This is a genomic window from Pseudoalteromonas luteoviolacea, assembly GCF_021654285.1.
Taxonomy (GTDB): Bacteria; Pseudomonadota; Gammaproteobacteria; order Enterobacterales; family Alteromonadaceae; genus Pseudoalteromonas; species Pseudoalteromonas luteoviolacea_J.
Window position 1 is genome coordinate 48047 of record NZ_JAKFZS010000030.1, and the last position, 23898, is coordinate 71944.

The following is a 23898-nucleotide window of genomic DNA, read 5'->3' on the forward strand; positions in this document are numbered from 1 at the left end:
TTTTTTTAGGCTTATACCTTGGCTTTATACACCACTACCATTTCTGCATTTTGTAGTCCTGTTGGATCACCTTTTAATGACAGTGTCCATTGGCTGCCTGCTTTATCTATGTTGAGGTTACTCGGCTGTATGTATGTCACATTATTCAGCTGCAATGCATCATTAATGTTTAGCACGGCCCCTTGTGATTGTTCAGCATACTGGTAACGCACCAACATTCCGATTACCTTGCTGCTGCTCATATTTGGGAACATATCTTGCGTTAGCTGGATCTGTACTTCAGTTTCTCCTCCTTGTGTTAAACCGAGCCAAGCGTGAGGGAAATGGTTTGCCATATCAAACACAGTGTTGGCATGATAAGGCTTAAGTAACCCTTTGACTTCATTAGCAAAGCGTTGCCCGCCTTGCTCGGCTGTGTAACGAGCTTTAATAATGACATTCACTAAGTCATCGGGGTTATAACTGCCTTTGTGACCATTTAGCGCCAAACGCCAGTTTGATACCGCGCCGGTGCCTTCAAATGGCAGGTATCGTTCATCATGGAAGTTCAGTTCAAACAGGCCGTTGTTTTCTGTGTATTCGTCAACATGAGACAAAGCAACTTGCTGATTGGCACGCCAGTTTTCTCTCACATTAGTGGTCGCCTCGTTACTTGGGTCCATTAAGTGTTTAACCGCTTTAATGTCTGGTGCCATCACTAACTTAGAATTTAGCTGCGTCAGTGTTGCATTCACTTTTTGCCCCTGAGGTAACTCGAAGGTCACCGAAATGGTTTTGAGCTGACGGTTATAATGCCCGGGGAAATCATAGTCGAACAGCTCTTCGCTTAAGCGGAAAGTACATTCTCCTTTGCTTTGTAGATCCAACAGAGCGAGCGGGTTCAATTCCAGCAAAGATATGCTTTTGGTGATCTCAAGCCTGCGGCCATTATTTTCCATATAAGCTTTATCCATACGATCTAAATCGAGCTCCAGTGATTGCCCACAAAACATACCTTTTTGTGAACTATCCCAGTACATGCCATTGATATAATTCACCTCTCCCGCTTTTAGGCCTTTTTCATAAATAAATGCCTGTTCGGCTTGTTTGGCATAGTCGTGCGCCATTTTATACGTTTGAAATAATAACCCTGAAAGCTTGCCACTCATCCAGCTATAAAGCTGCTCATTAGAGTATTTTTCTTGCATAAAGGTATTAATCGCATTTTTGTGCTCAACCTCTTGGTCATGCAGTACTAATTCATGTTGTGAGGCTTTAATACGTTCTTTTTGTGCTCGTATCTCATGCCTCAGTTGCTCAATTTCATACTTTGACATTTTTTGCTGCAATACCCAGTCTTGCTTGGTCCGCTCAAATTGGGCTTTAATACCAACGACTTCACCTGCTGTGCTTACAGCCTCAGAAGTGGATTGCAGCGCCTCACTAAACTTGCCTGCGACGGCTCCCCAATTGGTACCACCTGAGGTTGCGCCAAAGCTGAACGCGCCAACCGTAACTTGCGGTAACATATAGGAAACACCACTTGCAAGGTGGCCAAGCGCAACAGCACTGGTAAGGCCTGTTGCTGCATTCATTAAGCGAAGTTGTTGTTTCTCTTCGTCTAAATAGCCATCATTAATCAACTCATCATAATGCTTTAGTTGCTCTTTGGCGCGCTTAAGGCTTGCTTGTAAGTTATCCAGCGATATCTCACTTTCCTTAATTTGGTATTGCTTAGCCTGTTTCGCAACATTGAGCATGGCCGACTCTTGCTTGCCTTGGAGTATGCTTAAAGCTTCAGCATCTTTCTTTTCAAGCGCTGACATCAATGCATCACTGAAACCGGCAAGTTTGCTGGTAATTTCGCGCGCTTTGCTTAACATCACATCAAATCGGTAGTCTGGCACTGTACCAGCCCCGCCAGCCGCGGCAACGGCAGATGCAACACTGCCACCGCCCGCAACGGCATTCACCAACGCCATAGGATCAATGGGGGGTTGGAACAGTGGTAGTGGCTGAGCTACACCATCAATATTTAAGTTGCTGCGAATCTTGTAGAGCCTGTCTTCAACACGCTGCCAATATTCAGTAAACAAATCATTTTCTTTAAGGAAGAAATATGGACGCGTAATGGTATCAAACTGCGTGGCAGCAAAACTTAAGCTTGGTTCATAGTTTGCCACCGTACCCAAGTTTTCCATGTCAATCAGAAAGTCGTAGTTTTCTTGCATATTGCCGCTATAGTGCTTGAAATCCTTATAGGCTTTAGGTGCTTCTAATACGACTTTCCCCATGTTTTGAGGCTTTTCACCTAACAGATCGTAAGCCAATATATAAAGCATTCTGGCTTCATTAATGCTCTCTCTGGTGTATTGGCGAAACAGCATGTCACCCCAATCCAACAAATTGTCGATATATCGCATGACGATGGCCTTGCGATAAGCAAGTGGTCGCAATGAAGCGATAGCGTGCGGGTCAAAAGGGTCGTCCAGATAAGTTGCCAACTGAGCAGTGTAATTACTCATTAGGTCAATACGGCGATCCAGCTTTGCGACAAGGGCAAGACCCTCTTTAAAACCATCTAAGTGTCGTTTAAATGTTTCCTTTTCTTTAGTACTTGGTTGACTTGGCAAGGTTAGGCCGTCAATCGCATTTTTTAATTGGCTATACTCCTGCCACTGGGTTAAATTGGCTAGCTTTTGATCGTCAGTAAGTTCACTTTCAAACAATGCTTTGTCTTTCAAGCCAAGAAAAACCGCCTGATAAGGGGCTAACCTAGACGCTAAGCTTTGCTGGTAGGTGAGTATGTGACTAACGTTCAGACCGGAGATCAGAGCTAATTGCTCTAAATCGTTCAACAAGCTTGCCATTATGGCGTCAGGATCTGCTGCCAAGAAGGGCAGAAACTTCCAATAATCGCCGGGCTCTGTTGGGTCAAAAATATACTCAAACCACTGTTTGGCCTGCTCAAACTTTTGATTGGCATTGAGCGTTTGGGCAATCAAAAACGGCGCATGGAAAAACGTTTCCCAATAGTAAAGCCCGTTGGCACTATTAAAATCCAGATGTGAGTTAACTGGCTCAATTGAAAATTGAGATACATTCATCTGAATGTTTCTCCCGCTGCTTGGCGCAAAACTGATTGTTGGCGATTCATCTTTTTCCTGAGTCGACATTTTCAGTAAGCCTTCTACCCCGCTAGAAAACAGCACCTGATTTAATTGCTCTGCGGTACTGGAACTTAGCCGGATCAACTCGTATTTAACATCCGTATTGACGTAGGGCAAGGCACTGTCACTTTCAAGGCGATACTCTATGTAGTTTTCATTCTGGATAAAGGTCAGTACCTTTGAACCCGCATAGCTGGCATTGAAGGCTGCACTTAATCCATGTTGCCTAATATCGGTTGGTATATTTCCCCAAGTACCTGTGAGTGGTTGAAAGTCTTCCTGTTTAAGGTTGTCCAGTTCAAGCGCACTATCGACTAACGCTAGTTTTTGGTACTGCGTCCCCTGCAAAGCATAAGTACTGCCGTTTAATGAGAAAATGGCATCAACACTGACATGCCCTGTTGCTGACTCATCATCTGCTGGTTCAGCCATATTGGTTGAAGCCGGTTCATCATTATCCGATGGATCTTCTGTAGCCAGTTCTGGCAATAACTTAGGATAATCCGAGTCTATGACATCGGGGATCTGCTTTTCTGCTGTTAACGTGTAGCGATAGTATTCTTTATCCGTTAGCAAATAGAGGTACTTATCGTTACAGAATGCGGCCTTCACGTGCTGTTCGCGCATCAAGTCTGTTGAAAGGTAGGTTCCCCACCTATCGATGGCTTCTATCTGAGCAGTATCACTTCGGTAGTAGCGCTTGGTTGCATTGTTAAACAGATAACTCGTGCCATCTGTTGCTGTGAAAGCGGCGTCGACTTGTTGCCAGTTAGCCGGAAATCCTTCGATATTATTGACAATACCTTTTGGATAGCCGTTATCAGCATATGGCGCAAACTGTCCCTCATTATTTGGTGAATAACGACAGTATTTGTTACCGCTAAATAAGTAAAGAGCATCTTTTTCACCCAACGACTCTGTGCCAATGAATGCCGCATCTACACTGTTATTCGCCCAAATCGGGTTTTGCTGCATTACATCCCCCAGATAGACTTTTTTTTGTAAATGCTCCAGCTTGCCCTGATTGCTACCCTCTTTAAGTTGGATTAGAACTTCATCCGGTGACTGAATGTGGTCGAAAATATGGTAGATCTCTGAGTCAGTGACTACGATGAGGTTTTTCCCATTACTGGAAACAAAACTTGAGGTGACATTTAACCCATGCTCAAAGGTTCCATTTCCACCAAAAGTAACGGGGGTATTATCTATCCAAGCACGTGCTATCCCACCTTCATAAAACGCAATAGTGGTTGTTTTGCTGCTGTCGTTGTAGCTTAACCCTGACTTCCACTCTTTGGTAGCTTCACTGAAGGGAAGTGGATAGGAAGCCTCCTGACTCAGCAGACTCCTGTTGATATTTGCCTGTATCTGTTGCTGAGTCCGGGCTGATTTCCAAATTCTTACTTCAGCAATTTGGCCTTTGGTATAGAAGCGGTCATAGACATTTTCCATACCAATAGTTAAAGGGTATGTAAAAGGCTGAAGGCTGTAGGAGCCGTAGTTGGCGCTGTACTCAAGGTTGCCATCGATATAGTGTCTAACGTTGCCGCTAGAATCATAGACAACCGCCAGATGGTGCCAGGCATTATCATTTACATCTATGCCATTGGCATCCGTTCGGCTTATGGTCGTGCCACCATATACAAAGTACATATTCCCTTCGTCGGTGACTTGTAGCGAGAGATTCGAGTTGGAAACCAGCATCTGTCTCGACTCTAGTGGGGTTAACTTTGCCCATAGTTCGACAGTAACAGTTTCGAGAGATTGCAGCTCCGAACTGTAGGGAATATTGATGTATCCACTTTCCCCATCCAAATCCAAAACATACATCGGATCTCCATTTGAAATGGGACAATCTGTAACAGATATCCAGTTAGCTCCGCCTTGATTCGTGCCATTATTACTGGAACTATTTTCATGATAGTCATTGGCATTCCCTGCGAGAGGCCAGTATCCTACCAGATCCACGTCATTAACTGTGGAAATATAGGAGGCTGGTCCATCTACAATATTACTGTGATTATCACTTCGTAACCAAACACCCTCATTTAATACCATCATTCCAGTAACAGTTTCATTTGCACCTTGCAGGCCAGTTACTGTGGTACCGGTAAGCGAATTGGCAATCTTTTGCATTGTTGCTTCAGATGAAACCTCACTGGCTCCATCATTCGAGTAAGTTTCGTATACATTGTCTCGAATGATATGAACTACATCTTTATAGACAACTGCATGATCAAGTCTATCAATGATTCCACCATTACTTTGGCTGGGTAATGCAAATTGACTTCTAATACTTCGAGGAATATTTCCGCCTGTTCTGCTGAGCACATCGCCGGCTTCATTATTAAACCAAAATACCTCTCCATTTCGGCTAAAACCAGCATCCACGTTATGCCAGTTTGCTGGTATATCGGCAATCAAGGTATTCAGAGGCTGAGGTTCTTCGGCTAAAAACGCTATAGCATTGTCATCATATCTATAGAGCTTTTCATGAAGCGTCAAATAGATATCCTTATCCATCACAAATGCTGAATCAACTGCTTTTGTTGTCTGCATTTCGGTTAAAAATTGCATTCCCCAGCGGCTGTTAATGGGTTTAGCATCAGATAGTTGCGTGCCATTTTCGGATAAAACTTGATAGGTTTTATCCGCGAGAAAGAAGTAAACATCGCTGTTATCTGCCACCTGAAACGCTGCGGTAATGGTAGCCGAAGTAGGCATATTACTGTGTGTGATAGCTGTAGGCCAAACATTGTCAGGCAATGAAACAACATCAGGCTTAACCAGAAAACTGCTGCCTTTATGATGATTATAGGCAAACCAAGGGCTGTCTACCGAGCTATCTTGGCCACTGAGCATAATCGCGTTGTTCTCGCTTATATTCCCTTCGTTGGGGAATAATTTCCTAAACACACTTTGACCTGGATTACCAACTGGCCAATTTCCTACATAACGGCTTGTTAACTCTGAGGTCAGGCTAAATGAGGGATATGCATCATAATAGTAATAATGATAATGATAATGCCCATGGCCTGAATGGTAGTAACTGCCCAAGTTCTTGCAACGCACTGTTGCACGTATTTCAGTTAGCCCTTCGTGATTGACAAGTGTTTTTACAAAAAGCTTTATTTGGTTCTGATAGATACGAAAAGAACGATATAAATAGCCACTCGTATTTAATAATTGTGGCCGAGACCAGGTCTTATTCAGGTTATAAAATGAGTAATAAACATTTATGCGATACTGCACATTGTTGCCGGAAGACGCACTAAAAGTACTGCCACTTTCGCTAATATTAACTGAACCAGAAGCCGCATTGGGGATCGTTTCTTCAAGTTCTGTCCAAAATACAAATAGGCGATTAAAGGCATAGATAGGCTCCACATTTTCACTGGGAATTTGTATATCCAGTTCTTGCCAAGGTTGCCACTTTATCGCTCTGCTACTGCCATTAACCAACGAAGCAAATCGATAAGAGTAACGATAAGGAGCTGTACGAGTACGGCCAAATAAGGCCAAGTTTTTATCGTTACTCTGTTGGTCGTCATAAACATACCCTCCTGCGATATTTAATTGACAAGCTTCTGTTGACGCATCTAAATATTTTATGTAGGCATCTTTTACCAGCTCTTCAGTTAATTCTCCTTGCGTCAAACTTTCTTGCAGACCTTTAAATGCAGGAGATATCGTATCTCTTAGTTCTGGGCGTAAATAGTTTTCTGGGTAAAGAAAAACTTTTCGGTTTGCTTCCCAGACCCGGTAGCTCTTTAACCATTCCCAGCGTTCTTTTAAATCTTCACGTGCTGTATGCTGATCAACCGCATCCAGTTGTAAGTCTTCTAAATTGACAAAAAAGCGATGCATATACAACTGCAATGCAGCTGTAGCCTCTTTAACACGTGAGGTTTCAGCACTTGAGTCCATTTGAATATCAATTAGCAGTTTCTGATACAGGTCCCGAGTGTTATCTATACTTGTATCTTGAGAGATCACATATGGCACCAGTGCATCCCGTTTAAGTGCATTTAACTCACGATTAATTTGCTTGGCTAATACCTGATAATTGTTATCACAACCGACTTGTAGCAGAAGATTTTTAGCCGCCAGAGCTGCATTTGCATCATTGCGCATCGCGCCATATAAATTTTGCCAGAGGTTCTTATAAAGCGGTATAACCTCTACATTAAGGCGCTGTGTTGTGGCCAAAATATGATACAAACGCAATACTTGTTCTATATCAAATTTCGTTTCTAATGCGTTGTTCGGCCCTGGTAAAAAGGCATTATGCTGCTTTAACCAGCGAACCTGCTCTTTTTCAAAGCCGAAAATAGCCGCAAATTGCATGTAGGGTTCTTTAACCTGTCCATTAATGCCTGTGACTAACTCAGTTAATGAAAGTTCTCCCCCGGTATAACGCTCATTCAGTGCTTTAAATTGGCTGATAGCCTGAATATCACTAAGCAAATAATCAGACCAAGTACCAAATCGATATGCCAATACCTGAGACGGTTTAATTTCATCTTTATCGCTTAAATCAGCCTCATAAGTTACAAAGCTCTGAGCGGTGTGAAAGTAAACCTGATCATTTAATTTGAAGACACTGTCTATGCCTGAAGAAGGCAAGATTTCATCATCTAACCTAGACCAGTGTTCATTGATATTCTGTGGGAAGCCAGTATCGGTATAACAGGCATCATTGTATCGATTCAATGAAAGCAACTTTTGCGTATCACTATATCGAATACATTGAGTGCCTTTAAACACATATAAAGCACCTTGCGCATCGGTATAAGCACCGTCTATCTTAGGGTCTAAAGTGAATGCATTTTCCATTTTCCCAATGAGGTTTTTAATATCTCCAGAGGAAGTATTACCAGCATAAACAGCTAAATATTGGCGATCTTTTGATAAAAAGAGAGCCTGGTCTGGTAAGTAGCAAGCTGCATCTATCCCGTCATTAAAATATTCGGGCAGATCATTGACCCCCAATTCAGACGCCAAGTCCTGTGCAATCAGTTTTGGGTAACCTTCATCAATAAATCTATATTCATCACCGGAATAGCGAATGTATTGCTCACCAGAAAATAAATAGGTTAATTTATCGTCTTTATTCACAAAGGCAGCATCAACTACCCCTCCTTGTGTGAAGTTGTTTTCAACTTGGCCTAACCCTTCAATGGAGTACACTTCATACTTATTTTCTGACCAAGTATGTAGGCTATCTTGACTAAATACGTACAAACTGCGCCCTGTATCACAAAAACCTGAAAAGTAATGGCTTTCATTGTTAGCTTCTAGCGTATCCAAGTGTTGTTGAAACATTTTAGGTAGCGCTGAAAACGCAGGTTCTTCGTGCAAATAAGTGGCTATGTGTTTAGGGTAACCTTCATCTACATAGCGGTAGTCATTAGGCATATCGAGAGAAATGCTATAACGAACGTACTGATTACCAGCAAAAAGATAACTCGTTCCATCCGAGGCGACGTAGCTTGCATCTACCCCGTTTTCAAATATATTGGTTTGTTTACCCCAGTAGTCTTTAATATTTTTGGGCTGTGTCCAGGCGTCGCCTATACAACTTATAAAGCTGTGCTCATTGAAGAAGTACGCTTTACCATCAGCCCCAACAAAGCCAGATTTCAGGTCCTGAAAATCAGTTTTATTAAAGGGAATACCGGGATAAATGAGCGATAGTGGCTGCGGATAACTCCAAGTTTCATGCTTTAGATTAAAACGGATAAATTCTTGGTCGCTGATAAATATCAAGTTATCTTCGAGTACAAAAATAGTATCTAGTGTATCAAACCCTTCTTGAGCATAGGCCTCTGGGATCTGCCAAAAATCTGGGCCGCCGATTTGTGGATAACCTGGATCTGGTCTGCTGTAATCTTCATCTGTATAACGAAGCAAGCGGAAGTTTCCTTCGTTATCAGGGTGTTCACATAAATAGGTTGTGTCTTTCCATACATAAGCTAATGCGACATTTTTCAGCCCATGCCATTTATCACTTATTTTTCTTGGCGGATACATAACCGTACTATTGGTATAATCTGATGTATCGTACTGGACAAACCATTCGCCTGAGAAAACATAGGTCACCCCGTCACGGCCAACAAAAGCCGCATCCAAACTATCCTGATCATAAATTGGATTAAGCGAGCGCCCCCACACCTCGCTTGTTTTAAAACTCAAACCAAGTGAAGTATCAAAATATTTATCCCCAGCAAAAACATAACTGTTGCCATCTGGCGTATTTAAAATTGTAGAAATCGCATCACTCAACGCTGTTTGTGCTTTTTCGGCCATTCGCGGTAAGGCCGGCACCGTTTTAAGCGCACTGGATTCCAAGTGGTTAAATTTATGCCAACGAGCATTGTCTTCTTTGCCCAGCACATAAACATCGCCCTTTTCCTGAGTTATGGCTTGAATATTGGTTAATTTTTCGTGTTCATACTTTTTATAGCTTTCTTCATCGCCAATCACGACATGAAAACTATCATCTTTAAATAGGTATATTTGACGTTGATCTGCAAAAGCTGCGTCCAGTCCGTTAGGAAACTCAGTTTCTAACCCTTTAAAACGAGGTTCATCTTTAAGGCGATGGATAGATCTCGGGTAGCCTGGTTCAACACTTGAATAATCGCTACCTTTATAACGATATATTTGATCGCCTGAGAACAGATAAGTATGCATTTCAACAAAGTCGGTTAAGGTTCCTTGTTTATTAAGCTCTTGCCAACGAGACTCAACAACCAGTGTGGCATCAACTTGACCTGTTTCTTGAATCGTATTGCGCACCTTACCCCAATACTTATTTGTTAGTTTGGGATAGCCATTGTCTACTTTTTCCAAACTTTTGTTGCTAAAACGAATAAACTTATTGTCAAAAAACAGGTAAGTTTTCCCATCTTTTCCACTAAAAGCGGCAGCGACCTTATTCAACTCTTGCGGCAAATGTTGCCATTTCTCGGTTAATAACTTGGGTTCAGACCACCATCGATTAGCATGATGATGTTCGATATAATGGTTACCAAAAAATAGATAAACTTTGCCGTCTGGTCCGTTCATCACAGCATCAATTTGAAAATCATCCTCCCCTTGTGTGACACTGGCCGGTAAAGACCAAAATTTATCATCCATTGCTGCGGGAAAGACTTCAATCTCATCCACATCCGCTCTGTATTTGAGCACAGTTTCTAAATTTCTTGCGTGGGGATCACGTTGGTCTGCTTTCAGAAAATCGTCCTCTTCCAAATGTATGGTTGAATAGCGTACATAGGTAGGCTGGTTATCTTCATTCCGTCCAAACAGGTAAGTTTTATTACCAAGCACAAATGCCGCAGTCACTTGCGTTAAACCTTCCCAGTCCTGAGCAATATTACGAGGAAAACCATCATCAACTTCATCATATGCCTCACCTGAGTAACGCACATATAGATCACCTGAAAACAGGTAAGTTCTACCATCTAAACCGACTAGCGCTGCGTCTATGATTCCTGACGTTTCAATTTCGTTTGCCACCTTTCCCCATTGCTGCGCAGTTTTTGCTATTGGGCTCGTGGTGCTGCCTTCTATCGTAACAAACTCATTGTCATGGAAAAGGTATGTGCGGGCATCCACACCTTGCAAGGCTGCATCTATTCCGTCGCCAAACTTATTCGGTAGTGCATCAAACTCCTGATAGAGTGCTTTTGGGTAACCTGTATCTGGCTGAAGGTTTGCCAGCTCTATACTGCCACTATATTTAACCACTTTATTACCGGAAAAGAGCATATAGTCGCCATCCATTGTCATGGCCGCATCAATATTCCTTAATGGGCCAAAGTTATGCTCTTTATGTCCCCATTTTTCACTTACATGGTGTAATTGCCCATCCTCAGAGGAAACAAATTGATTACCAGAAAACGCATAACTCATCCTATCTGTCCCATCAATAAGTGGACCTAAATGCTGAATGAGTGAACCGGGTAATTGGATCGGTTGATTTTCGTCATTCCAGTGCTGTGCAATATGCTTAGGGTAACCTGGGTCCATCACCAGTTGCTGCGCTTGAGTATTTGAGTAACGAACGTATTTATCTTTAGAAAAGATATATAACTTTCCTTGCGTATCGACATAAGTACTATCTATCCACTCAAGATTATCGAATTCACTTTCGACTTCACCAAAACGGTTATCGCGCTTATCCCATGTATCTGAATCAGCGTACTTTACGTAATGGTATTCACCCGATATCACACACCAGGTTCCCTGTGAGTCGATAAAGCTGGCATCAACTTGAGAGATATTCTCTTTTGCAAATAGCTGTCGGATAGGGTCTTCTTTTAGTCGTTTTTGTAATGCTTCATTGTCTTGTTGTTTTTCAATAAGTTCATCATCATAGTCGCTGATACCCGCTTGCAGATTTTTCTTGTCAATCATGCTGTGGTCATGGGACTGATATAGCCAAAACTCATCATTTTTAAATAAATAGAGAAAATCTTCAGATTCTAGGACTGCGTCGATTGATGTGATACCTTCTGGCAATTTAAGCGCTTCTGGGAATTTAGTTAAGATGCTTTGATCCTTTAAAAAAAGATCTATTTCTTCCGCCGTCAGTTGTAGTTTTTTGATTAATAGAGCAAGCTGACGAATACGGCTTACCGTTTGACAATAGTGTTTATCCTTGGGTAGGTCATGCATAGTGTTGAGCGCATCGGCAGACTCAATCAAAGGACGCAGCCAAGCGATATGTAGATTCTCATCGGTTTGAAAAAACGCTTGTGTCAGATTTTTTAAGGCCGGCTCGTCTATGCCTAATACATTCTTGAGTATTGCTAAAACTGAACTCTCTTGATTGTCTCGTTGTTGCTCTAAGGCACTATCGATTGCTATAAGAGTGTTTTCGATGTTGTTTGCAATTTCATAAAGTAAAAAGAATATTTCTTTATCAAAATCTTCAAATCCAGCCACGCTAAAATTCGCAGCATTTTCTGCAACCAAAAAGAATGAAAACTGCTCAGGAGTAAGCATGCCGCTTGATGTGAGGACATCCATGTTTTGCAGCGCAATTTTAACACCTTCTATTTCAGCGTCACTAAATCCCAATGTCACGAGAGGTTGCTCGCTGAGCCTATATTTATCTGCATACTCGACGATACCTGCAATATGCTCGAAAATAATCTCTGTGCTTGTTTCATCAAAATAGTGCCGTAAATTAAAATCAGACTTATTTTCAGGGGCAAGAAAGAATGAGCTCGCAATTGCTCGAAGGCGGATATGATCACCGTGTAAGTAGTTTTGCTGCAAGTCTTCATGGATCCAGCGCGAAACTGTTTTTGCTGACACTTCAGACAAATAAGCACGTTCAACTGATAAGAATGCCTCTTTGTGCTGAGCAATGGCCTCCTGCAATGCCTCATAAATTTTTTGACGGTAGGGGTAAAACTGTAGGTCTAAATTGAGTGTTTCGGCTGTTGCATCAATCAAACGTAAAGGATCTATGAGTTGTTGCTCTGAATCGATATAACCATTAACCTGTAAATTGGTCATTAAATCTTGCAGGGCAACAGGTTTAAGCGAAATATGAGAAAATATTTGCTCGCTAATATGAATTTGGCAGGCCTTAAACTTGTTGACTTGTGTGGTGATGTGCTCATATATATATGCGCTTAATTCATTTAATCCTGCTTGAAGTATTATCGGTGCTTCTGATTGCGTCTGACTAAACAATGACGCGTTTCTTACATGGCCTTCTTCATCAATATAGCCATTAAAGATTAAGTTATCATAAAGCTCTTTGGCTTCTGCTGTTGTCAGGTCTAACTTTCTCAAATCAGAGACAAATATCTGAATTTCAACCTCATCCGGATTGTTCTGTGCTTGCTCTTGATAAACTTCATGTAGTAAAGCGTACAGCTGGTCACTATAGTGACTGAAGTCATACTCAAGGCTAAAGTCATCCTCATCAATGATATCATCAGTATCTTTTCCACTAATAAGAATAGCGCCATTGCCATCGATTACTTGATGATTGATCAAGTTTCGATAAACCTTTTCAAGCAACTTTTCATATAGCGGTAATCCCATAAATTCACGGTTTGTGATCTGCTCTAATTGTTGAATAAAAGCATTCGCTAAGTCTTCACTGGCATTTGGGGTGTACTCAATTAATTGTTGTTTTAGCAATTTTTTGTGTGAATTACTTACACCATTCATATGCTCATCAAGATCACAATGTGTATTCTTATTCGTCGTGATTAGTTCATAGGAAAAGCGTGCTGCACGCGTATCATTGAGTGCTAATTCTAATACGTCAGGCGTTAATTTTAGCGATTCTATAGTTTGTAACAAGGTGTTGAATAAGTTTAAATCAATCGCTTTTTGTGCATCTTTTTCGCTATCATTTAAAGGGGAGTTATTGACGATCTGCCACAGTAGATCTGTTGAATAGCCAAGTTCAGACATCCATTTTTTTAGCACACACAACGACTCCACTAGCCAAAGTCGGTTGTTGATATCGTCACTTACAAAAATATCAAAGCACTTTTGCGTACTAGGCATCTGATAAATAAAGTAATCATGTGGGTCATAACGACCGATAAATGGGTCTCTCTCCAACAATTCAAACATTTTGAAAAGTTCAAGGAAATGCACATCTAAACAATTAGACAGCGCATGAACCCGATAAAGTGTGTTAAGCAGCTCCCACTCCTTATCCACTTTGTTCCACAATGAACTTTCCACGGCTCCCTTGTACTCTAAATATTGAGTAATATTGACGAGATCCGTTTCAGAGAAATTAAGCGTGTGATACAAGCGTTTTCTATATTCAGCGTTTTCTTCTGAAAATAAGTCAGTATGATACTCTAGGAGGGTATATTCGTTATAGGTGGTGTCTGTGTACTGTGCGGGAATTGACCCCATGACATCACTGATATGAATATAACGATTGTCTACTTCGATACAAGGGTGGTTGAAAATTTGGTTGAACTGATCATTCGGAAGTGCCTCATTTCCCTGACCTTGATAATTGATTGCCGAAATGATGGCAAGGACAGTGTCAATTGGTTGTTCATTCACTTTATGCAACTGAACTACTTGCGAAATGCGAGTCAGAGTTTCTTTATTTAAAGTCGCTGTATTGTTAATACGACAGCAAGTCGTCAGGATGCGATCTAGTTCAGTGAAAGTAATATTTGATTTTTGCGCCAATCGAACAAATCGATTGAATCGCTCAAACCATTGCACTGGTAGTGCATGATGTTGTGAATCAATCAGACTGTACCAATGCAAAGTGGTTTCATCTTCACTCAAAGTAGCATAGCCGGAATGGTATACGAGACCTGCATCTTGTAAATTTTGGTTGATATAAAAACCCTTTCGTCCACTTTCGACCAAAACATGATTTTCAGGATCTATATAAAGTAATTGGTATAGTACTTCTCTGACAGAAGGTGCCGCTAATTCGGTGCTATCCAGCAGATTTTCGAGTTTTGACATATGATGGATGAAATCATCACCATTATAGCCAAAACATGCCTTAATGTGCTCTAACGACGCTGGAGAGTCGTTTTCTATTAGTGTGACATACTCCTCCGGTGATAAACCTAAATAATCTTGCGCAACTTGATGATAATCTCGAGTGGTCGCAAATAGCTTATACAACTCGCCATAAGAAATACCTAAGTGTTTTAAGCTATTTTTAATTTTTTCGTTATCTAGCGAGAATGGCATATTAAATGGGTAATTGGCACCTTTCATCGCTTGATAAGCATCCCCTGGTATTTTACTTTCGAGTACCTCATTTACTATTTCTAAGTAGGGAATTAGGGTGTTTGTATTTTTATCATCAAGCAGGATTGATTTAATGTCTTTACGACGTTGATCCAAATCTACGCTTTTTGCACTGCCGTCATCAACAAATTCATCGTCCAGTATCTGCAGTAGATCAGTCAGGTAGGCCGCGGGAGAGTATACAGAGCGAGCGTCATCACCTGTTTTGAAATTAACACCTCCAAATAAACCTGAGTAGTCGGGAAAGTCATTTTTAATTGTCATTTTGTTTTTATCCTAATAAGTTAATCGGTTATATATGAAGGCCTGAGCTACGTGTATGAGGCTCTGATAGTTGTGTTCTATTGAGATATTGAAGGGCAATGATTTTTCGTTTGAAGAGTGCGTTTTGATATACTTGGTTTGCCAGTACATCATCATCTTTAAATATGTTTGTTGTCTTACTTAAGAATGTTTTTTTTGGCATTTCAGCGATTTGAAGTGCTGATTTAAAATCGTTTTTTAATAGTTTTTTGGCGATTTTTTCTGGTTCAAAAGTCTCATCCTTATAGGGGAGAATTCGTAATAATCTCTGGTATGATTTTAATTGTTCGAGAATTGACTTTTTTTCATCGAACAGACTTTGCCAATTAAATTCATTAATGTTTTTTTCATTTGCTAAATTGGTATTTCTAAAATCAATTTTCTTGTTTTTTCTCAGAAATTTATTGAGACTAGTTAGGTTACGAGTTGAAGACATTGTTTGTCCTTAGTGAGTATTTTTTGAATATGAATTTCACCACCACCAGTCATAGGCAATGGATGATGCTGTTAACTTTTTCTGGTGAGAAAGAGCAGATGCGCCGTTAAAGAGGCACTTGCAGTTGGGTGCAAAGTTTGTTTATGGCCTCAATGAATATTGGGTACTATTTGTGCTGAGAATCTCAAAAGTAGATTTTAGGCATGCTCCGCCATGTCAATCACAGGCGATGACATGGAGATATATTTGCTTTGAAAGACGTAGGCACTGATGAACTGTGAAAATAAAGGAAGTGGATAATACCAATATAATGCCAATCTGCTTACCCTCTAGCCTGTGCCATAAATGGCCAAGCCGGTTTTGTACGGGTAATACAGCGTAAATATGTTTTCTTTTGGTAAGTGGTATCATTTACTAGCAACTCAAACATTAAGCTTTAACTTACACTTTTTGTTGCGATGAAATAAGTCAATCGTGTCCGGTAGGTAGCGTTGTAAGATCGTATATCGCTGTAAACATATGAAGCAAAAATACTATGTTCCAGTCCAACCTGATTTTTTATTGTGTGCTTCTCAGTGAGACATGTTCAGCTCCGAATTGAGATCAGAGCCGTGCTTTATAAGCAGAGCGTATTCAATAGCTAGGTGTGGTTCGGGCGACGTTTACCTTGCAAGCCGGTACTATCGACTACAATGTAGTTCGCTGCAAGATTACTAGTGAAGTGGTTCCAGTGCCTTTGTAACAGCCCTAGATTTAATACAGCTCTTCAGTGTAACACCCCAAAAACTGAAACAGTTCATAAGTAGAATTTCTATCAATATAAGAGGGAAATTTTACGATGCGAAAAAGTAAGTTCACCGAAACACAGATAGTCGGCATGATCAAAGAAGCTGAACCTTATGCCGTAAACATGGTGTTTGTCAAAGTACAAAATAGAGCAGGTTCAATTTACTCCACACCTGTTCAGTGTTCATGCTTGTTTTTAAACGAATTGATAAATTGAAAGGCTTGCACTAAAGCCTTTCATATAACAAGTATTATTAACTCAGCTTAAACCCACCCACGGCCTCACGCAGTCGCTGTGCGCTTAACAAAGTTTGATCGGCAATTTCTCCATTTTCTACTGCGGTATCAAAATTTAACCTCGTACCTTCCGACATTTGCGTTAAATTGCTGCTGATATCATCTGTTACTTTGCTTTGCTCTTCTGTCGCCGTCGCTGTCTGTATTGCCATATCAGAGACACGCTGTGACGCTGAAGCAATTTTACCAAGAGACGCTAAAGTTTGGTTTGAACACGTCACCGTTGAGTGCGTTGTCTCATTCCCTTGTTCAATAGAGGTTACAGCTTGCTCTACACCGCTTTGTAAGTTTGCGATCATTTGCTGAATATTCTCTGTCGATTGCTGTGTTTTGCTTGCTAGGGTTCTGACTTCATCTGCGACTACCGCAAACCCCTTACCCTGCTCTCCTGCGCGAGCTGCTTCAATGGCTGCATTGAGCGCCAGTAAATTAGTTTGCTCTGCAATTCCGCGGATCACATCCAACACAGAAGTAATGTTCGTTGAATCTTCAGATACTGTTGAGATAGTACCTGCTGCATGCTCAATAATTTCCGACAGTTGGTTTATTTCTGTTACGGTATTATTGGTAATGTTAGCGCCTTCTTCTGTTAGCCTATTTACACCGGCTAAATCTTCCGCTGTGGAGCTGGCATTTTCAGCTACTTCTCTGATTGCATACGACATTTCATTCACCGCCGTTACAATGACTTCAATTGACTGTAGTTGATCCGAGCAGGTGTCATGAATGTGCTTAGCGCCTTTTTCAAGTGACTCTACGCCCTGTGCAACGGTCATAGATTCATCTACTATGGTGCGAATGAGTTCAGACAAGCCTGAAATAAATTTATCAAACTCATTGGCAACATCACCAATTTCATCTTGCCTTGTAGAGTTTATACGTTTAGTAAGGTCACCATCGCCTTGGCTCATTTCTCTCAGCTGAGCTACTAAGTCATTCAGTGCAATGGTCATTCGCTTCGGTGCAACCAAACCAATCGCAACAATCAAGGCAATAACCAATGCGCTGAAGACTAAAATCACAGTCAAAGTACTTTGTACTTCAGCTATAGATTGTGTGCTGACACGCTCACTAATGGTATCTGCCTTTTCACCTGCTGCATTAAAATAATCTCTCAGTGCATCAAAGCTTCTTGTTGCTGCCCCTTCGCTTTGTCTGATTGCCGCAGTCTTATTCCCTTGGTTCATCAAATCAAACACTTTTTGAGATTCCGCCAGCCAAGTCTGATACTGCCTATCAAAACCAGAAAGCGGAGACAGTGCACTTGGATAATCGCGCATCAGTTCACGATATTTATTCATTCGTTCCAATGCTTGTTTGGCATTTTCTTTATAGTCTCTATAAATAATATCGTAGTTTTGCGATAGGTTGTCGCTGTACAACACGTGTTGTTCCGCAGAGTGGGCTTGATATAAGTCTCTGTCAGCATTGATCACAGCAGAAATAGCAGGATTAAATTTATTACCTACTTCATTGAGGCTTTTTTCTGTTTTAGATATAAGAAAAAAGTTAATCGAAACCACTGCTATAAAGAACACAGAGATTGCGATAAATAGCGCCGAATATTTTACACGTATCGAGCGAAGAAATGCCGGCTTTTCTTCTTTGTAACGAGGATTTGTTGTCATTGATCTATTACTACTCTATTCAAATCAAATTTGATATCACTAGGTAGAGTTTGAGCACCTTGATAGACAGCACAACGCACATTGTGAAGTGTCAATTACAGTGAACTTTTTCTACAAAAAGTAATCAAAATCCTGTTCAATTTTTCAATCGTTCCTAGAAAGGCGGCGAATATTAATACGACTTACCTAAAATGGGTAGTAATATTTAATTCTATCGTTGTTTTTTTAAAGGTGGGTTGAAGTAAAAACTCTAATATAAGTTTTTTATTTATGTTTTATGTTTACTATCTTGATTTACATGTAGCTTTTGATAGTTAAGTGTAATTCACTGAAGATCTATTCAATTCCTAACACGCTGTATTGAAAGCTAAAGCTCGGCAGTAAATAGTTGAATGGGTTTCAGGTAATTAATCAATCCGCGTACTTAACGTTATTGACCGTTCCAAAGCATACTAACTTTCTGTTAAGTGATCTGGGACTACGCCATGCTTATTCAAAGTTACGGGCTTATCCATACCCATAATAATCCACTGGAACGTGTATCGACCCCCCTACATTTAACGGACGTATTTCTTCAGTTGTCATACACCCATTCCTACCACAATTAAAAAAGTAACCCATAAAACGATCTTAACCTCATATATTTCATCATCATTTTACTCACTCAACTTCACATATGCCTCAAACCTAGAAAATAAAATATATTGTATACAATTTATTTTCATTGATGTAAGTTAAGAAACGTTTATTACAAAGTGATACTTGTTTTTGAAATAAACAAACACGTTAAGTAACTAATAAATATAAATTTTAAATCACAATCAAGAGGTAAGGCAGCTATGCCATTTGTTAACTAAGGTGCAAGTTAAACCAATAAACTCTCCCTTTCATTAACAATAAAAATAGATTACAGGAGAACAACATGTCTTTAACCAAAACAGCTTGTTTATGGCCTAAACAAGCGCTAAAACTCAATTGCATCACCGCAGCACTGCTTTGTGCATCGGTTAATTCCTATGCTGGAGAAAGTATACAACACCAACAATTACAAACTAGCATGGCTGAATTAAGCACGCATAAACACGAGGGGCAAATCTGCGGCACTGACCATAACAGCCAAAGCTGGTCTGCAATTCAAAAAGAAAACGCCCGACAAGCAAAGATAAGTTCAAGCTTCTCATCACACATCATGAATACCCTTGCTACCCAAGATGATTTAGCAGCGGAAAATGGCAATGGTGTACCAGGAAGGTATTATATTCCCGTCGTAGTACATATTTATGGGGATAGGTATAACTGTGAGTCAGGGAATTATTGTCTGACAGAGCAAAAAGTCATCGATGGACTGAATAAATCTAATCAAGACTTTTTAGGGCTTATCATAGATGATGGCCCGATCTCCCCTGAATTCCAAGCAATCCGCGAAAACCTCAACATTGAGTTTGTTTTAGCCAAAACCGACCCAAATGGACAACCAACAACAGGGATCGTTCGCTACCCAGAAAAAGCTGGGTATGGCAAAGGCAGCGGGGTTGATGAGCAAATCGCCGCTGATGCTTGGGACAATTTCAAGTATATGAATATTTATGTTCAACAAGACTTGTATGATGATGGTAAAACCAATAATTCAGGCGTTGCTTGGTACCCACAGCTGAGCATGTCGCAAAATGGACTTTCACGCGTTGTCTATAATGGCGATTACATTGGCGCAAATACCAATGAGAACTTTCGTTCTGTATTAACTCATGAATTTGGCCATTGGTTAAATTTACCTCACACGTTTGATGGTGGATGTACGATCCATTCAGAAGCGTTTTGTAACGCCACGGGCGACGGTGCCTGTGATACGCCACAAATGAGTAGCAGCATATTGCAAGAGAATGCCAAAAACTGCTTAGGGCAAGCCACCAATACTGAAAACTTCATGCACTACTCCGATAACTACGCCATGTTCACTAAAGATCAGGTCGATCGTATGACAGCAGCCCTCCACGGCCCTGCTCGCGCGACACTTTGGTCAAACGCCAATCTCATTGCCACTGGCTTAGGCGAGTATACCAGTAACGCGGACCACCCTTGGGATGGCACTTCAGGCGCAGTCGTACCGCCCAAAGGCGACGTGCTCCAATCATTTACTAACCTATCCGGTGCAAAAGGCGAAGTTGATAACTTCGAGATTCAAATCCCAGAGGGAACGCAAGCCGTCGCATTTTATCTTGACGGATACGATGAAGATCCGGATATGTATGTTTCAAAAGGTAAAGTTCCTACTAAAACAGGGGATAATTGGGATGCCGATTTCATCTCTTTTAGAAGTGCAGGCTCTCCTGAATTAGTGACTTTGTCAGCGCCATCAAGTGTCGAGCGCTATCACGCCGCCATTGATGCTTATAGCGCTTATTCTAATGCAACACTCAGTGTCATATCAGGAAGTGACAACACGCTTTGCGCCGGTTGCGAACGTGTTTTTCTCGCCGAAGTAAAAGACTTACAATCTGCAAAAGGCGCTGATCCTAAAACCTACCAATACGAGATCCCAACTGATGCACTGCGCACAGTTGCGGTAATGACAGGCGGGTATCAAGGCGACCCTGATTTATACGCCAGCATGAACGCAATCCCCACTAAAGAGACATTTGATTGCGGGCCATTCAGTGCACCGAGACTAAGTGAATACTGCGAATTATCCGCCGGCGGTGGCACACTCAATCTTTTGATTGACCCGTTTTTAGAATACAGTGATGCAACACTTGTTGTTTACTATGAAAGAGCTATCGATTCTGAGCTGCCAGTCGCACAAGCAAATGGCCCCTACTCTGGTTTGATTGACAGTCCAATCAGCTTTAGTAGCGCAGGCTCATTTGATGCAAATGGCAGCATTACAGCTTATTTGTGGGAATTTGGAGATGGCAATACATCAACAGAGGCCAATCCATCATACTCTTATAGCCGAGCTGACACTTTTTCGGTGAAGTTAACCGTCACTGACAACGACGGGAACACCGCCTCAGATACTGCAACAAGTCAAATCAAAGCGCAGAACCTTGCACCTGTAGCCATTGCAAACGGCCCTTATAGTGGTGAAGCCGGACAGCCAATTCAATTTAGTAGCAATAACTCGGCTGATCCAGATGGCAACATTGTCAGTTACCTGTGGCAATTTGGTGATGGTCAATCCAGTAGTTCAGCAAATCCTACCCACAACTATACAGAGGCTGGTGACTACACCGCTACCTTAACCGTCACTGATAACGATGGTCTAAACCATAGCGCCCAAGCGAGCGTTAGCGTAAACAGCATGAGCTATTGCGAGGCAATAGGTAACACCAAGTATGAATGGATAGCCAATGTGCAATCAGGTGCATTCAGTAATCCGTCACAAGCAAACGGTTACAGTGATTTTACCTCAAAAGTGATTGAGCTAACCGAAGGTGATAATCAATTTACCTTAACGCCAGGTGGTAATTACACAGAGCACTGGGCTGCATGGATTGACTTTAATAACAACGGTAAATTTGAACAATTCGAGCAAGTACTGAATAATCTATCTGACAAAGGCCCTGTCACTGGCACTCTCGCTATCCCAGCTGGTAATGTGGGTAAATCAGCGCGTATGCGTATCGCAATGAAATACAATGGTGAAGCTGTCTCGGCTTGCGGCGATATTGGCGACGGTGAGGTTGAAGACTATACAGTAACCATCAAACCAAACGATGCAATACAACCTGTGCCTAATGCCTGCGCAGCCCAATCACCGATTTCTAGCGGTCGGTTAGAAGTTGGAAAAGCCGCATGCCTTGGTGATGATGGCACACTTTGGCTGAGTATTGGCGGCGTAGACTCAGCAAATCACATCGCCATCACCACTGCACATGGCAAAAGCAACTTACATATCTTGTACAAAAATGGCGGCTGGCCAAGTGATGGGGATAAAGATGCAGAGTCTAACTCTGGTACCACTTCTGAGTGTATCACGGTCCCAGCTGGCAATCAGTATTGGTCATATTTAAAAGTTTCTGGTGATGCAAAAGACACCAGTATCATTGTCGACTTTGATAGTGAGCAATGTAGGCAGCCATAGGCTAACTATTTCAACCTTTACACCAAAAGCATCGACTTTTTAAGTTGATGCTTTTTATCTCCCACCAACTTAGTTGATTTTGGTACTTGAACTATACTCTAAGCCTGTGACCAACCACCTTTAGCCGATGTGTATGTCTTCTTCACCCAGTCATGACACAATTTGTCTACCGATAACATTTATAAACGAGTTGTCGCAGTCGAATGATTTGCATGAGACATTAACTTTAATTTCAAATTGGCTTCCGCAAATTATTGGGTCAGATAGAGCAAGTGTTTGCTTGAATAATGGCTCAGACGAAACATTAGAAGTGTTCGCATTGTTTGGCAACAACGCCATTGAGGCAAATACCATTCTACCCATCAGCAGCACCATGGTTGGCCGAGTTTATTCCAATAAGCAATTGGAAATAAACAATAACCTAGCACAAAGTAAAGACCTAGATTGCCAAATCCTACACAAGGGCGGCCTTGGGTCCTGTGTTGATGCCCCATTACAGCACTCAGGCACATGCTTTGGCACACTGAATTTAGGTAGTTTAGAGCCAGACACTTATAAGCCGGAAGATGGTGCCCAATTAGAGTGCATTGCTAATTGGTTAGCCAATTACATTCATGCTCAAATGGAGATCACCGAACACAAAAAACGAGCAGAAACAGATCCACTCACCAAAGCAAACAACCGGCACTGCCTAAATACGGTCGGTAATGAACTGCTTAAACTGTGGGAAACAGATCAGCAACCGTTTTCTATGATCATGATAGATATCGACCATTTTAAGCAATTTAATGATAATTATGGTCATCATGTTGGTGACCAAGTACTGGTTACTTTTAGCCAAGTGATTAATCAAGTGATCCGCAAATCAGAGCACTTTATGCGGATTGGCGGAGATGAGTTTGTTATTTTGTTGGAAGGAAACGTCGACCTTGCAACTAAACTGGCTGAACGTATCAGAAAGGCTATTAAAGATATGGCGCTCAAACATGACGACGACAGCCTCATCATAACAGTTAGCTGTGGTGTAACCTCAGTGCAAAACCAAGACAGTTCTTTAGAGTGCCTTTACAACCGAGCTGACAAAGCCCTGTATCAATCAAAGAAAAATGGCCGAAATCAAACCACTGCGATTTGAGTAAGGTTGTAAGTATAGCTTTGTGAAATCCAGCTTACCTAAAAGCATTAAGCCCTTGTAAACTGGCCAGTTCATTTTTGAGTGGTTTCGTAAATACTCGCGCAAGGTAAGAAATGAGTAACGACAAAAAAATGTTATAAGTGTGTATAATATCTAAAAAGGAATGACAAACAGCTGTTATTATGGCGCTCAAAGAATATATTAATATGGTAAAAACTCTGATCTTAATATTTATTTTTATTCCTTTAAGTATACATGCAAAAAGCACCCAATTAACTGAAACCGACAAAGCAAAATTGCTTGAA

The 23898-nt window shown here is 41.2% G+C and carries 6 protein-coding genes; 3 read left to right on the plus strand and 3 right to left on the minus strand.

The window, feature by feature from the left end; all coding sequences use genetic code 11:
* Positions 1 to 11 precede the first annotated feature (11 nt).
* Positions 12 to 15191: a hemopexin repeat-containing protein gene (locus tag L1077_RS22225; protein WP_237139052.1), complete on the minus strand. Its 15180-nt coding sequence runs from the start codon at positions 15189 to 15191 to the stop codon at positions 12 to 14.
* A 28-nt stretch (positions 15192 to 15219) separates the two neighbouring features.
* On the minus strand, positions 15220 to 15666 hold the full coding sequence (locus tag L1077_RS22230; protein ID WP_237139053.1) for a hypothetical protein: 447 nt from the start codon (positions 15664 to 15666) through the stop codon (positions 15220 to 15222).
* Between the two features lie 838 nt (positions 15667 to 16504).
* On the opposite strand from L1077_RS22230, the gene L1077_RS22235 reads away from it, so the two are divergent.
* The gene (locus tag L1077_RS22235; RefSeq protein ID WP_237139054.1) at positions 16505 to 16669 is read left to right on the plus strand and encodes a hypothetical protein; all 165 of its coding nucleotides are present in this window, start codon (positions 16505 to 16507) and stop codon (positions 16667 to 16669) included.
* 37 nt (positions 16670 to 16706) lie between these two features.
* Here L1077_RS22235 and L1077_RS22240 read toward each other — a convergent pair whose 3' ends face one another.
* Positions 16707 to 18377, minus strand: coding sequence for a methyl-accepting chemotaxis protein (locus L1077_RS22240; protein ID WP_237139055.1), 1671 nt, complete (start codon positions 18375 to 18377; stop codon positions 16707 to 16709).
* Between the two features lie 922 nt (positions 18378 to 19299).
* On the opposite strand from L1077_RS22240, the gene L1077_RS22245 reads away from it, so the two are divergent.
* Together L1077_RS22245 and L1077_RS22250 are read left to right on the plus strand one after the other, a co-directional pair.
* On the plus strand, positions 19300 to 22458 hold the full coding sequence (locus L1077_RS22245; RefSeq protein WP_237139056.1) for a M43 family zinc metalloprotease: 3159 nt from the start codon (positions 19300 to 19302) through the stop codon (positions 22456 to 22458).
* Between the two features lie 133 nt (positions 22459 to 22591).
* A complete protein-coding gene (locus L1077_RS22250; protein ID WP_237139057.1) occupies positions 22592 to 23593 on the plus strand; it encodes a sensor domain-containing diguanylate cyclase in 1002 nt (333 codons plus the stop codon).
* Positions 23594 to 23898 lie beyond the last annotated feature (305 nt).

What these genes read in the sequence shown, in the direction of transcription:
- L1077_RS22250 (WP_237139057.1), top strand. Translation starts at nt 22,592, where the DNA reads ATGTCTTCTTCACCCAGTCATGACACAATTTGTCTACCGATAACATTT.
- L1077_RS22245 (WP_237139056.1), top strand. Translation starts at nt 19,300, where the DNA reads ATGTCTTTAACCAAAACAGCTTGTTTATGGCCTAAACAAGCGCTAAAA.
- L1077_RS22235 (WP_237139054.1), top strand. Translation starts at nt 16,505, where the DNA reads ATGCGAAAAAGTAAGTTCACCGAAACACAGATAGTCGGCATGATCAAA.
- L1077_RS22230 (WP_237139053.1), bottom strand. Translation starts at nt 15,666, where the DNA reads ATGTCTTCAACTCGTAACCTAACTAGTCTCAATAAATTTCTGAGAAAA.
- L1077_RS22240 (WP_237139055.1), bottom strand. Translation starts at nt 18,377, where the DNA reads ATGACAACAAATCCTCGTTACAAAGAAGAAAAGCCGGCATTTCTTCGC.
- L1077_RS22225 (WP_237139052.1), bottom strand. Translation starts at nt 15,191, where the DNA reads ATGACAATTAAAAATGACTTTCCCGACTACTCAGGTTTATTTGGAGGT.